Source organism: uncultured Stenotrophomonas sp., from assembly GCF_913778665.1.
Taxonomy (GTDB): Bacteria; Pseudomonadota; Gammaproteobacteria; order Xanthomonadales; family Xanthomonadaceae; genus Stenotrophomonas.
Genome location: NZ_CAJYVQ010000011.1, coordinates 243,465 through 256,712 on the forward strand (window position 1 = coordinate 243,465; position 13,248 = coordinate 256,712).

The window sequence follows — 13,248 nt, forward strand, 5'->3', positions numbered from 1 at the left end:
GCATGACCCGCCCTGTCCCGCCTGCCGCCCTGCGCCGGTTGGCCCCTGCCCTGCTCGCCGCCTGCCTGTGCGCGGCCCTGCCCGCCATGGCGCAGAGCGCTGCATCCGCGCCCGTCGAGCTTCACCTGCCCGCCGGCCCGCTGCATGCGTCGCTCAATGCGCTGGCGCGCCAGAGTGGCATCCAGCTGTTGTTCGCCGCCGACAGTGTGAATGGTCGCAGCGCGCCGGCGCTGGACGGCCGCTACGCACCACGCGAAGCGCTGCAACGCCTGTTGCAGGGCCACGATCTGACTTTGCAGGAACGCTCCCCCGGGGTATTCGTGGTCAGTGCAACTGCTGCGCAGGCCAAGGCCAGGCCCAACGCAACGGCACGCCCCGCCGCGCCGGCCAATCCGACCTCGCTGGCCCGTGTCACGGTCTCGGCCTCGACCGCTCGCATGCCGCAGGGCGAGACGGCGATGCCCAACACCATTACGGTGCTGACCCGCGAGGACATCGCCCAGCAGCTGGCGTTGGGTTCGGATGTGTCGCGGGTGCTGTCGTCACAGATCCCGGCGTTTGCCCCGGCGCGCGAGAAGATGTCCAACTATGGCGAAACAATGCGTGGCCGCGGCATCCTGTACATGGTCGACGGCGTGCCACAGTCCACCCCCCTGCGTGACGGCTCACGGGATTCGCACACCATCGACCCGGCGATGATCGAGCGCATCGAGGTCATCCACGGCGCCAACGCGCTGCAGGGCATCGGCGGTACCGGTGGCATCGTCAACATCATCACCCGCAGCGCGCCCAGCGAGCCAGGTGCGTTCCTGCTCGACACCAATGTCAGCTACAGCTCGGCCCTGCCCAGCCGCCAAGATGACAACGGCCAGCGCGGCTCGGCCCTGGTGGGCGTGCGCGGCGAGCAGTTCGACCTGGTTGCCGGCCTGGCCTATGAGAAGCAGGGCCTGTACCACGACGGGGAGGGCCGATCGATCGGCACGAACGCGCAGGGCGAGCTGATGGACTCGACCTCATCGAACGTGTTCGCCAAGCTGGGCTGGAACCTTGCCGAAGGCCACCGCCTGCAGGTGATGGCCAACCGCTACGAACTGCGCGGGCTGGACAACTACTTCGCGGTGAACGGCGACTTCCGCACTGGCCGCCCGACGATTTCGGTGCGCGGTGACACGCCGCTGGACCCACCAATGAACCGTTCGCGCTCCCTGACCGTGGATTACAGCGCCGCCGACCTGCTCGGTGGCCGCTTCCAGGCGCAGGCGTTCGCGGTCGACTTCGAGGGACGCTATGGCGCCAGCCAGTGGGACCCGTGGGGCAATACCGGCGCCAACGCCGCCTGGGACCAGACCCAGAACGAATCGGACAAGCGCGGCTTCAAGCTGACCCAGAGCTGGAGCCGCATCGCCGGCACCACGCTGGATGTGACCCTGGGCCTGGACGGCCTGCGTGACCGCACCCACCAGGTGCTGCTGGCCAGTGGCATGAACTGGGTACCGCTGACCACCTACCAGAGCCTCTCGCCGCTGCTGCAGCTGCACTGGTGGCCCACCGACCACCTGATGCTGTCCGGCGGCCTGCGCTACGAAAAGGGTGAGCTCGAGGTGGGCGACTACACCACCCTGCCCCGCTATGGCGCGCGCAGGGTGGCCGGCGGCAAGCCGACCATGAGCGAGACCCTGCCCAACTTCGGCGCGGTCTGGTACATCAACGATCGGCTCAACGCCTATGCCTCCTATTCGGAGGGATACACCGTGGCCGATGTCGGCCGCGTGCTGCGCGCGATCAACCGCGACGGCCAGCGCGTCGACAGCCTCATCGACCTGTCGCCGGTGGTGTCGGACAACCGCGAGATCGGGCTGGAGTACGACGATGGCCGCTTCAGCGGTGACATTGCCTACTACAGCTCCGAATCCAGGCTCGGCTCGGTACTGATCTACGATCCGGGCATCGATGCCTATGCGGTGCAGCGCCAGGCCACCCGCGTGGAAGGCTTTGAAAGCAACCTGCGCCTGCGGTTGGGCGACAGCCGGCTCGGCCTGGGCTATGCGCGCGCCAACGGCCGCTACGATGCCGACATTGACGGTCGCCTCGACAGCGACCTGGCGGGTGTGAACATCGCACCGAACCGGTTGACTGCGTTCTGGGAACAGGGCTGGACGCCGCAGTTGAGCACCCGCCTGCAGGCCAGCCATGCCTTCGACCGCGACTTCGACCTGCGTGGCGCGCGCGTGGCGGAGTTCAAGGGTTACACCACCGTGGATCTTGTCGCGCGCTACACGCTGGACAAGCACGCGTTCACGCTGGGCGTGCAGAACCTGGCGGACAAGCAGTACATCAGCTACTACTCGCAGACCACGCCGTCGAACCCGAGTTACTTCTCCGGCCGCGGCCGGGTGCTGACGCTGGGGTGGCAGTACCGCTACTGAGCCATCGGCGCCCTTATGGGAGCCATGAAATCTATGCGGGACGCGCTGAAGGAGGCCCGTGCTAGTTTCTGGGCCTCCTTCAAACGGACGTGAATCATGCGTTTCCCTCTGCTCACCCTCACCCTTGCGGCCGTACTTCCGATCAGCCACGCCAGCGCCGCCGAAGCGCCGTTGCCGCAGCTGCGGGCCTACACGGTGGACACGTCCTGGCTGCAGCCGATGGCACCGCTGCAGATTGCTGATCACACCTGGCAGATCGGCACGCAGGACCTGACCGCTCTGCTGGTGCAGACCGCCGAGGGCGCAGTGCTGCTGGACGGCGGCATGCCACAGATGGCCGGCCACCTGCTGGACAACATGAAGTTGCGCGGCGTGGCCCCGCAGGACCTGCGATTGATCCTGCTCAGCCATGCGCATGCCGACCACGCCGGCCCGGTGGCCGAGCTCAAGCGTCGCACCGGCGCGCACGTGGTGGCTAATGCCGAATCGGCTGTGCTGCTGGCGCGCGGCGGCAGCAACGACCTGCACTTTGGCGACGGCATCACCTATCCGCCCACCAGCGCCGACCGCATCATCATGGATGGCGAAGTGGTCACGGTGGGCGGCATCGCATTCACCGCGCACTTCATGCCGGGGCACACTCCGGGAAGCACCGCGTGGACCTGGACCGATACCCGCGATGGCAAGCCGTTGCGCATCGCCTACGCCGACAGCCTGAGTGCGCCGGGCTACCAGCTCAAGGACAACCCCCGCTATCCGCGCCTGATCGAGGACTACAAGCGCAGCTTCACTACCGTGCGCGACCTGCCCTGCGATCTGCTGCTGACCCCGCACCCGGGTGCCAGCAACTGGAACTATGCCGCCGGCAGCAAGGCCAGCGCCAACGCACTGACCTGCAAGGCCTACGCGGATGGGGCCGAGAAGAAATTCGACGCGCAACTGGCCAGGGAATCCGCGGCACACCGCTGATCCTGTAGAGCCGAGCCTACGCTCGGCTTGCCCGAAGAAAACAGCCGAGCGTGGGCTCGGCTCTACACAGGACGCGTGGGAAGGTGCCGGTCAGACCGACCGGCACCACCACTGGCTGTCAGCCACCTTGCCCGTGCTGGGCAAACAGCTCGGTGCTGCCGTCGGTGCGCACCAGCTCGACGGTGTACGGCTGCACGTAGCCGTCCGGCATCTCCATGCCCGGCGAACCGGCCGGCATGCCGGGCAGCACCAGGCCACGCGCCGTGGGACGCTCCGCCAGCAGGCGCTTGATGTCTTCGGCCGGAATGTGGCCTTCGACCACATACCCGCCGATCTCGGCGGTATGGCAGGAGGCCTTGCCGACCGGTACACCCAGGCGGACCTTGATCGGGTTCATGTCGTCGGTGTTGCGCACATCCTGGAAGCCAGCCGCCTTCAGGTGGTCGACCCAGATGCCGCAGCAACCGCAGCTGGCGGTCTTGTGCACGATGGCCACCGGCAAGGCCTGATCGATCTTGGCTGGGCTGGCATGGGCCGGTGCCTGTGCTTCGCTGGCGACCGGCGCCGCGGAAGATTCTTCGGCGGCACGAGCGCAGGCGGTGGTGGCCAGCACGGTGCCCAGCAGCAGGCCGAGGGACAGAGTACGGTTCATTGAGTGTTTCCTTTGCAGAGGCGGGCAACGTAGCCCGCCCCCCGCGCATCGAAGGCGCGGGCAGAGTCGAGAAAAGTCGAGTAGCTACGGCAGGCGCTTGAGGCCTGCAGGGAATCACGCGATAGGGGGCCGCAATGGGTCCGGCATCGGCGGCGGTGCGCGTTGCCGGGTACTGGCGGCTACCGGCGCCTCGCGCCACGGCGAGGCGGGCGTACCGCTCAACATGGCCAGCATGCCAAGGCAGGCCGGCGGGCATTCACACTCACCACTCTGGCAGGCCGCCGGGGCCGCATCATCGCAGCAGCCAGCTGCCGCCATCGCGGCTGAGTGCGGTGCAGCGCAGTGATCCTGATTGGCCGACCCGCTGTACGAAGATGAGGCAAGCGCGAGCGCCGGTGCATTCAGCACCAGGGCAACGAGCAGCATCCATCGCAGCAGCAGGCCAGGCAGGTTCACCCGCCGATGATAGCCGATGCGCACGTCACGCAATCGTCGCCACCATTGCGCTCACCCGCACCGGGATCGACTTTGCGGCAGGCGTGCCGCTGATGCGGTCGTAGTAGTCCAGCGGCAGCAGTGGATTCAGTTCAGGGTAGTAACCGGCCAGCGCGCCGCGCGGCATCGGGTAGTCCAGCACGGTCAGGCCGTCGATGCGACGCACGACACCATCGTCGCTGATGGTCTCCAGGCTGACCAGTGCCTCCTTCTCCAGCCCGCGCGCCAGCCGATCCTCGATGTTCATGAACAGCACCATGCGGTCGTTGTACACGCCACGATAGCGGTCGTTATAGCTGTAGATGGTGGTGTTGTACTGGTCGTGCGAGCGCACCGTGGCCAGCCGCAGCATCTGCGGATCATCCACCGGGTCGTCCACGTCCAGGCCGGGCATCACCAGGATGTTGGCCTTGCCATTGGGCGTTGGCCACACCCGGCGGCGCGGCGGAATGTCCAGGTGGAAGCCATGCGCCTGCTGGATGCGCTCATTGAAGCCGGTGTAGATCTCTGGGTACACGGCAGCGATCAGATCGCGGATGGGCGCATAGTCGTGCATGCAGCGCGCCCAGTCGACCTTGCTGTGCGGCAGCGCAGCCATCGCCATCCGGCAGACGATCTCGACCTCAGGCAACACGTCGGCGCTGGCAGGCTCAAGCACGCCGCGCGAGGCCGTCACATTGGACATCGCGTCTTCGATGGTGACGAACTGCTCGCCAGCCGGGGTGACGATGCGCTCCGAGCGCGCCACCACCGGCAGGATCAGTGCATCGCGGCCATGAACCAAGTGCCCACGGTTGAGCTTGGTGGCGATGCCCACGGTCAGGTCCAGCCCACGCATCGCTTCATACGCGCGAGGCGTATCGGGCACCGCGTGGATGAAGTTGCCACCCAGGCCGATGAACACCTTGGCGCTGCCGTCCAGCATCGCCTCGATGGATTCGACCACATGATGGCCATGCTCACGCGGCGGATCGAAGCCGAACACCTGGTGCACGCGGTCCAGATAGGCCGGCTTGGGCTTCTCGTCGATGCCGACGGTGCGGTCGCCCTGCACATTGGAATGCCCGCGGATCGGCCCGATGCCCGCACCGGGCTTGCCGAAGTTGCCGCGCAGCATCAGCAGGTTGGCGACCTGTTGCAGCAGGCGCGAGCCATACTGGTGCTGGGTCAAGCCCATGCCGTAGCAGATCACCGTGGCATTGGAGCGGATGTAGATCTCGGCGCAGCGGCGGATCTGTGCCTGCGAAATGCCGGAGACGCGCACGATCTCCTCCCAGTCCTGCGCCATCACGTCCTCGCGCAGCGCGTCCAGGCCCACCGTGTGTTCAGCGAGGAAGGCGTGGTCGAGCACCCGCTCGCCCTGCGCCTCTCGCTCGAACATCACCCGCATCATGCCCTTGATCAGCGCCAGGTCGCCGCCGATGCGGATGTGCACGAACTCGCTGGTGATCTCGGTCGAGCCGAACGTGGCCATCTGCACCACGTCCTGCGGCTCGGAGAAGCGGATCAGCGCGCGCTCGGGCATCGGGTTGACCGCCACGATTGGAATGCCGCGCCTGCGCGCTTCGACCAGGTTGCTCATCATCCGCGGTGAATTGGTGCCGGTGTTCTGGCCAATCACGAAGATCGCCTCGGCGTGCTCGAAATCCTGCAGCACGATGGTGCCCTTGCCCACGCCGATGGCCGGCGGCAGGCCGCGGCTGGTCGGCTCATGGCACATGTTCGAGCAGTCCGGGAAATTGTTGGTGCCGAACTCGCGCACGAAGATCGAATACAGGAACGCTGCCTCGTTCGGCGTGCGCCCGGAGGTGTAGAACTCGGCCTGGTTCGGGCTGTCCAGCGCCTGCAAGTGGCGCCCGATCAGCGCAAACGCCTCATCCCAGCTGCATGGCACGTAGTGGTCGGTGGCCGCGTCATAGCGCATCGGCTCGGTCAGCCGGCCCTGCATTTCCAGCCAGTAGTCGGTCTGCGCCATCAGCTCGGTGACCGTGTGCTGCGCGAACAGCTCGCGGCCAGCGCGGAACTGCGTCGCTTCCCAGGCCAGGGCCTTGGCGCCGTTCTCGCAGAACTCCAGCTTCTTGCGCTCGTCTGCATCAGGAAAGGCGCAGCTGGGGCATTTGAAGCCACCCGGCTGGTTCATCGCCAGCAAGGCCTTAGAGCCCTTGCCGATCACGCTCTGCTGCAGCAGCGCCTTGGCGGTCGCGCCGGCCGCGCCCCAGCCACCGGCCGGTTGGTTGTAGGGCTTGTAACGCGGTGGCTTCTGCTCGGACATGCTCGGGAACCTTCCGGGAGGAACGCAATGGCGAACGGCGCAACACGGGCCTGATCTCGCTGTGGAGGCGCGGCCAGCGTCACAGTCAAGCACGGACCTGGCCACGGCGCCAGCGCAGCGCACGGCTTCAGGCGCAGCCTGCCATGGCAACGGTTACAGCCGCGTCTGCGCACGGCCACTGCGCTATCCTCGAATGTGCAGGTGGTCGGCCATCTGTGCATCTTTCCTATCCGGACACGCTGCATGCCCGATTCGACTCCGCCGCACACTCCGCCCGCCGGCACCGCGCAGCGTCCGTTGCAGCGCTGGCGCAGCGAGGGGCAACTGCATCAGGTCGACGTGGTGGCCGAAGAAGTGCCGGTGGCCCTGCGCTACAACGGTGCGGCCTTCGCGGTGATGATGGCCACGCCCTGTGACCTGGAAGACTTCGCGCTGGGTTTTTCGCTCAGCGAGGGATTGATCACCTCGGCCACCCAGCTGCTGGCGGTCGCGGTGAAGCCGCAGTTGGAAGGCATCGAGCTGCTGATGACCGTTGCCGAAGACGCGCCCGGCGCCAACCTCGACCCCGCCAATGGTCGCCTGTTGCCCGGCCGGGGCGGCTGCGGCCTGTGTGGCACGCGGCAGCTGGAAGAAGTGCTGCGGCCACTGCCGCAGATCCGCGAGCGCCGCAGCTATACGGCCGCCGCCCTGCAGCGGGCGTTGGCCACCCTGGCGCAGCACCAGCCGATGAATGCGGCAAGCGGCGCGATCCACGCCGCAGCCTGGGCCGATGCCAGCGGGCGTATCGGCTGGGTACGCGAGGACGTCGGCCGCCACAATGCACTGGACAAGCTGATCGGCGCCCTGCACCACAACGAACACGCCATCGACGGCGGCCTGCTGGTGATCTCCAGCCGGGCCAGCTACGAGATGGTCAGCAAGGCAGTGCGCGCAGGCGCCAGCGTGCTGGCAGCGGTATCGGCGCCGACCGCCCTGGCGATCGACCTGGCCCGCAGCGCCGGGCTGTGCCTGGTCGGGTTCGCGCGCGAGACCGGGTTCAACGTGTATACCCATCCTGAGCGGCTGCAGGCCGACGACGGCGAGACCCGCTGAGGATGGCCGGAGGGACGGCGCCTCCGGCCTGGCACAGCGCAGCGCCACCTTCTGGAAGTCCACCGGCACATCAAGCGCCACGTTGACGTAGTGGGTGAGCAGGTTGAGGGCCACGCGGGCGAGGATCTCGACGATCTGCTCGTCATCGAAGCCGGCCGCGCGCAGTGCCTGCACGTCGCCGTCGGCAATCTGCGCACGCTGCTCGACCACTTTCCGCGCGAAGTCCAGGGCGGCGTTTGCGTCCGATCGGTTCAGCGTTGGCAGTGTCGAGCTTGCTCGACGGATTGCGCCGCTCGGTGAACGGTCAACGGCAGTCCTGCGGCAATGCGGCGATCGCTGCCACCACAGCGCCCTGCATGCCCTGCCCCACGGCCATGTCCAGCTCACCGCCGATGCCACCATGCTGGCGTCGCAGTTCCGCCTCGCACAGCCCACGCACCCGCGACCTCGCACTGGCGCGCAGGCTGCTGCAGCGCCAATCGGTACCGCCCAACGGCAATACCGCGTACACCACGCTGTTGCAGGCATTGCCCGCGCGTTGTTGCAGCGACTGGCTGCCGAAATCGCGCGGCTCGCTGCTGCGTTGCGGGTCGAAGTAGCTGTCGGGGAAGGTGCGCGCGTACTGTTCGATGTCCACGGCCATGCTGCGCCCGCCTGCCAACGGCATCTGCAGTGGCTGCCCGCACTGCGTCGCGTCGGCGCGATGCTGGATGTACTGGTAGATCGGGCGGTCCAGCGCCGGCTCGCGTTCGGTCACTGCACTGACCGCGCCCAGCACCGGCAGCGACGCGCGATTGGCCATGCGTGCCAGCAGCCCGACCTGCTGCGGCTGGCAGCGGTCGCGCAGGGTGGCCGCCAGCAGGAACAGCATGTCGTTGCGGAAGGCGATGTCTTCCACCAGGCGACGTTCGATGCGCCGACCGGCGTCGGCGGCGGGCGCGGGAAAGGCGGCCGTCGGTGGTGCGGAGCGCGCAGCACGATGCTGCCAGCCGATGACCAGCGCCGCACCCATGCCCAGCAGGCCGGCGGCGATGAACCAACGCGCGCGCATCAGTTGTGGATCGCGGTCAGCGACGCCGCGGCTGCGTCGTAGGACGCGCTGGCGATGTCCGCATCGAAGCGCCTGACCTGCAGGCGCCCGGCGAGGCGGTACGGATCCCACAGGTCGCCCAGCGCGATCGGCCTGGCCAGGGTCACATGGATGATCTGGTTCGGCGGCGGCGGTGGCACGTGGATGCAGGCGCCATAGAACGGCACGAACAGCAGTTCGTCGACCAGGCCGGCATCGTTGGTGCCGAGTGGCACCACATAGCCGTCCAGGTCCACGGCGCGGCCGTCGACGGCGTCGACCACACGCGATGAGCCGAACTGCCGGGCCCGCTCCGGGCTCGAGTGGTCGATATCCTGACCCGGCGGCGTGCCCGAACCGGTGTCGTCGATCAGGCCGCCCACGCCAGCCATGCCATTGCGCAACAGGCCGATCTGCGGCGGCGGCCGCTGGTAGGTCACCTCATCGGGACGCAGCGCATCCCAGCGATCGATCGGCGCAACCTCTGCGCCCGGCGCGGCAGCGGCCACTGCCTGCGTCGGCGTCGCGGCATCACTGCTGCGCTGCCCGCATCCAGCCAGGCACAGCCAACAGGCGATGGCGAACAGGTGTCTACGGTTCATATGCCCTCAGCTGCGCATCACGCATGGTGTAGGCCGAACCGGCCAGCTCGTCGTCCAGCCGTTCGGCCTGCAGGGTGCCGGCCAGGAAAAACGGCGAATACATGTCCGGCATCTGGATCGGACGCGGCAGCACCACGTGCACGATCTGGTTCGGCGGTGGCGGCGGCACATGGATGCATGCGCCGTAATACGGAACGAACAGGAACTCGGTCAGCCGCCCATCCTGCGCATTGGCCAGCGGCACCACGTAGCCCGGCAGCCGTATGGGGCGCTGCAGTACCTTGTCCACGGTGCGGAAGGTGCCGAACTGCGGCATGCGACGATTGCCACTGTGCTCGACCTCGGGCCCTTCACCGCGCTCCAGTGCGGCCAGCTCGTCCTTGGGCATCATCTGCAGCCAGTCCAGCTCCTGCTCTTCAACCGCCGCGGCACCCCCGCGATCATCGACCGGCGAGGGTGGCAACGCCTGCACGCCGGTATCGACCGGCCGCTCGCATGCGGCCAGCGCGAACATCATCGGCAGCAACCAGATCCTGCGCATGCTCAGGCTCCGGGCGACAGGCCGTCAGCCAATGTGCGCCGGTACGCCAACAGCGCAGGCAGCAGGCTGGCCAGCGCGCTCATCGCCAGCACGGCTGCCACCCAGCCCAGCTCGCGGCCATCCGGCCATATACGGGTGATCGACAGGCCGAAGTTGGCCAGCACCCAGCCCCGACCGAGCAGGCTGCCCAGCACCAGCAGCGACAGCGACAGCATGCAGGCGACGGCACTGGTCGCCACCGCTTCGACCACCAGCAGGGCCGCGATATAGCCCGGTCGTGCACCGGTGGCCCGCAGCACCGCCATTTCGCGCCGCCGCTCCTGCAGCGTGGAAACCAGCAGCGCCACCAGCGAAACCATGCCGAGCAGCACCACCATCGCACTGATCAGCTGCAACGCCCGCTCGCCCGTACCCAGCGATTGCCACAGCTGCTGCAGGGTCACCCCGGGCAGGATCGCCGACATCGCCTCCTCCGGGTACTCGTTGATCCTGCGCTGTACCGAGAACGTGGCGATGCGCGAGTTGAGCCCGAGCATGAAGGCGGTGATGCTGGTCGGGGTCAGGTCCAGGTGGCGAGCCTGCTCGGCGCTGACCTGCTGGCTGCGCAGCTGCACGCCGGAGCGCCAGTCAACATGGATCGCCTCGATCGCCGGCAGCGAAACCAGCACCGACGAATCCACCGGCGTGCCGGTACCCTGCAGCAGGCCGACCACCCGGAAGGGCTTGTCGGCATGCGTGGCCAGGGTGACGGCCCCGGTGCCGTGGGCCAGCACGATCTCATCGCCGATGCCGACCCGTTGCGCCCGCGCCACTTCCGCGCCGATCACCGCGTCGTACAGATCCGCGAACGGCCGCCCCTGCGCAAACGCCAGCCGGTGGCCGGCGCCATAGCGATAGTGCTCGAAATAGCCGCCGCTGGTGCCGACCACCCGGTAGCCCCGCCAGGAATCGCCCAGCGACAGCGGCACCGCCCACTTTACCTGCGGCAGCGCTGCCAGCGCCTGGTAGGACTGCCAGGATACGTTGTTGGTCGGGTCGCCGATATGGAACACAGAATAGAGCAGCAGGTTCACCGGCCCCGAGCGCGCGCCGACGATCAGATCGGTGCCCGATACCGTACTGGCAAAACCTTCATGCGCCTGCGTGCGCACCCGCTCGACACCCAGCAGCAGCACCACGCTGAGGGTGATGACCAGTACGGCAAGGCTGACGCTCAACGCACGGCTGCGCAGGCTGGCCCAGGCAAGCTCAAACATGGACGGCACCTGCGCGGTTGATCTCCGACAGCACGAGGGTACGGTCGAAAAGCGGCTGCAGGCTGTCATCGTGGCTGACCACCAGCACCGTGGTACCGGCGGCCTGGCATTGTGCGGACATCAACTGCAGGAAAGCGGTGGCCGCCTCGCGGTCGAGCGCCGAGGTCGGTTCGTCGGCCAGCAGCAGTGCCGGCCGCCCGATCAGCGCACGCGCGGCAGCCACCCGTTGCTGCTGGCCGACGCTGAGCGTGCCGGCACGGCGCTTCATCAGGGCCGGATCCAACTGCAGGGCGCGCAGCAGGCGCGTGATCTCATCGTCCAATGGCCCGCTGATGCGCGCGCTGCGCACCCGCGAAAAGCGCAGGCCCAGCGCGATGTTGTCGCGCACGCTGAGGAACGGCAGCAGGTTGAACTGCTGGAAGACCACGCCCAGGTGGTCGGCACGGAAACGATCGCGCGCCGCATCGCGCATGCCGTGCAAGGCATGCCCGGCCACCTCGAGCCGCCCTTCGCTCGGCAGCAGCACGCCGGCCAGCAGGCCCAGCAGGGTGCTCTTGCCACCACCACTGGCCCCGCTCAGCAGCACGCTGCTGCCCTGTTCGATCCACAGCCGCGGGATATCCAGCACCAGGCGCAGGTCGTAGCCGAACTGCACCCCGTCCATCGCGATCATCGGCCGAGCGCTCACGGCGCCAATACCACGCGCAGGTTGCCAGCGGTCAGTACGCTGCGACCCTGGCCGTGGTCGGTGGCCGTATTGACGATCACCTCATGCAGTCCCGGAAACTGCGCGGGCAGGCGCACCACCAGAGCGCGCAACGCCGCTGGGTTCGCGCAGCGGTACTGCAGGCTGGCACTGAAACCGGCATGGCGGTGCTGTCCTGCCGGCGCGGCCGGTGTGGTGGCATCGAAGCCGTCGGCGCGGGCGCTGCTGCTGGCCAGACGGCAATGCGCCGCCGTCGGCAAGGTCACCCAATTGCCACTCTTGAGCACAGCGATGGCGCGTGCCAGCGCGGCGCGCTCGGCCCCGGTCGCCGCCGGGCGCTCGAAATCGAGGATGCCGATGCCCGGCGCCTGCAGCGCAAGTTCCAGCGCACCCTGGTCCAGCGCCAGATCGACGGTGGCTTGGCCATGCACATGCGCGCCCAGCGCGCGAACGTCATGGGCGTGTGCGGCGGTGTGGACAGCCAGCAGGAAGAACAGAGCAGCAGGACGTTTCATGGGGGACAGCTCCAATTGTTACTATGTAACATTATGGACCACATCCCCACGACGCCTGCAAGGGCCCCGCCCCAGCCGCCAACTTCGGCACGCTGGCATCCCCACCTCGATCTGGCCGGTGCCTGGCTGTCGCTGGCCTGCGCTGCCCACTGCATCGTCCTGCCCCTGCTGCTTGCCTTCGTGCCCGCGGCAATGATGGCGCTGCGCTCGTTTCAGCATCCCGGACACGGAGCAATGACCCTGCTGCTGGTGATGTCGCGCTGGGAATGGCTGTTCGCGCTGCTGGCCTCGGTGTTGGCAATGGCCAGTACAGCCGCAGGGCTGCACCGGCATGGCCGCTGGCGATCGGTAGCGCTTGCCAGCGTCGGCGCCGGCCTGTTGCTGCCAGCCTCGCTGTACCTGCCATTGAAGGAATCACTGCTCTGGCATGGCGTGGCGACCGCCTGCGGCGGCGTACTGCTGGCCGCAGCGCACATCAGCAACCGCCGCGCATTGCGCCAGCTCCGGTAGCGCCCGGCCCTGCCCGGTGGGACCGCCGCCAACCTTACAGATCGGTGCAGCATCGCCGACCGGGTGCAGGGCCTGGAGCTAGGCGCCGATGACGACCTCGCCTGGCCGTTTGCCTTAGCCAAGCTGCTGGCGCCCGTGCGCAT

Annotated in this window: 13 protein-coding genes and 2 pseudogenes; 5 read left to right on the forward strand and 10 right to left on the reverse strand. The window is 67.8% G+C overall.

Features of this window, described 5'->3' with window-relative positions; translation table 11 throughout:
* Positions 1-2 precede the first annotated feature (2 nt).
* Positions 3-2,426, forward strand: a complete 2,424-nt coding sequence (locus QZ853_RS16425; protein ID WP_295575431.1) for a TonB-dependent receptor — start codon at positions 3-5, stop codon at positions 2,424-2,426.
* Between the two features lie 96 nt (positions 2,427-2,522).
* The gene (gene blaL1, locus QZ853_RS16430) at positions 2,523-3,395 is read left to right on the forward strand and encodes a L1 family subclass B3 metallo-beta-lactamase (protein WP_295575434.1); all 873 of its coding nucleotides are present in this window, start codon (positions 2,523-2,525) and stop codon (positions 3,393-3,395) included.
* 118 nt (positions 3,396-3,513) lie between these two features.
* Here the strand turns inward: blaL1 and QZ853_RS16435 are convergent, their stop codons facing one another.
* The 3 genes from QZ853_RS16435 to QZ853_RS16445 form a co-directional block, all read right to left on the reverse strand.
* Positions 3,514-4,047 (reverse strand): DUF411 domain-containing protein, encoded by a 534-nt coding sequence (locus tag QZ853_RS16435; RefSeq protein WP_295575437.1) that lies wholly within the window; start codon positions 4,045-4,047, stop codon positions 3,514-3,516.
* 114 nt (positions 4,048-4,161) lie between these two features.
* On the reverse strand, positions 4,162-4,503 hold the full coding sequence (locus tag QZ853_RS16440) for a hypothetical protein (RefSeq protein ID WP_111203641.1): 342 nt from the start codon (positions 4,501-4,503) through the stop codon (positions 4,162-4,164).
* Between the two features lie 25 nt (positions 4,504-4,528).
* The gene (locus tag QZ853_RS16445; RefSeq protein WP_295575441.1) at positions 4,529-6,814 is read right to left on the reverse strand and encodes an FdhF/YdeP family oxidoreductase; all 2,286 of its coding nucleotides are present in this window, start codon (positions 6,812-6,814) and stop codon (positions 4,529-4,531) included.
* Positions 6,815-7,057: 243 nt separating this feature from the next.
* Here QZ853_RS16445 and fdhD point away from each other — a divergent pair, with 243 nt between their 5' ends.
* A complete protein-coding gene (fdhD, locus tag QZ853_RS16450; RefSeq protein ID WP_295575444.1) occupies positions 7,058-7,906 on the forward strand; it encodes a formate dehydrogenase accessory sulfurtransferase FdhD in 849 nt (282 codons plus the stop codon).
* A 36-nt stretch (positions 7,907-7,942) separates the two neighbouring features.
* Here fdhD and QZ853_RS16455 read toward each other — a convergent pair.
* The 7 genes and pseudogenes from QZ853_RS16455 to QZ853_RS16485 all read right to left on the reverse strand — a co-directional run.
* Positions 7,943-8,140 (reverse strand): annotated as a pseudogene (locus QZ853_RS16455) (carboxymuconolactone decarboxylase); the annotation flags it as partial.
* 70 nt (positions 8,141-8,210) lie between these two features.
* Positions 8,211-8,957, reverse strand: a complete 747-nt coding sequence (locus QZ853_RS16460) for a hypothetical protein (protein ID WP_295575447.1) — start codon at positions 8,955-8,957, stop codon at positions 8,211-8,213.
* The gene (locus QZ853_RS16465) at positions 8,957-9,577 is read right to left on the reverse strand and encodes a DUF3299 domain-containing protein (RefSeq protein ID WP_295575450.1); all 621 of its coding nucleotides are present in this window, start codon (positions 9,575-9,577) and stop codon (positions 8,957-8,959) included. The genes QZ853_RS16460 and QZ853_RS16465 overlap by 1 nt, the downstream gene beginning before the upstream one ends.
* Positions 9,567-10,118 (reverse strand): DUF3299 domain-containing protein, encoded by a 552-nt coding sequence (locus QZ853_RS16470; protein ID WP_295575453.1) that lies wholly within the window; start codon positions 10,116-10,118, stop codon positions 9,567-9,569. The genes QZ853_RS16465 and QZ853_RS16470 overlap by 11 nt, the downstream gene beginning before the upstream one ends.
* 2 nt (positions 10,119-10,120) lie before the next feature.
* Positions 10,121-11,374, reverse strand: coding sequence for an ABC transporter permease (locus tag QZ853_RS16475; RefSeq protein ID WP_295575455.1), 1,254 nt, complete (start codon positions 11,372-11,374; stop codon positions 10,121-10,123).
* Entirely contained in the window at positions 11,367-12,062 is a 696-nt protein-coding gene (locus QZ853_RS16480) for an ATP-binding cassette domain-containing protein (RefSeq protein ID WP_295575458.1), read from the reverse strand. Before QZ853_RS16480 ends, QZ853_RS16475 begins: the two co-directional genes overlap by 8 nt.
* Positions 12,059-12,595, reverse strand: a complete 537-nt coding sequence (locus tag QZ853_RS16485; RefSeq protein ID WP_295575461.1) for a DUF2796 domain-containing protein — start codon at positions 12,593-12,595, stop codon at positions 12,059-12,061. The genes QZ853_RS16480 and QZ853_RS16485 overlap by 4 nt, the downstream gene beginning before the upstream one ends.
* A gap of 33 nt (positions 12,596-12,628) precedes the next feature.
* Between QZ853_RS16485 and QZ853_RS16490 the strand changes: the two genes are divergently transcribed.
* Both QZ853_RS16490 and QZ853_RS16495 read left to right on the forward strand, forming a co-directional pair.
* Positions 12,629-13,105 carry a MerC domain-containing protein gene (locus QZ853_RS16490; RefSeq protein WP_295575463.1) on the forward strand — a complete coding sequence of 159 codons (477 nt, stop codon included), beginning with the start codon at positions 12,629-12,631 and terminating at the stop codon, positions 13,103-13,105.
* Between the two features lie 33 nt (positions 13,106-13,138).
* Positions 13,139-13,246, forward strand: a pseudogene (locus QZ853_RS16495) (DNA-binding response regulator); the annotation flags it as partial.
* Between the last annotated feature and the right edge of the window lie 2 nt (positions 13,247-13,248).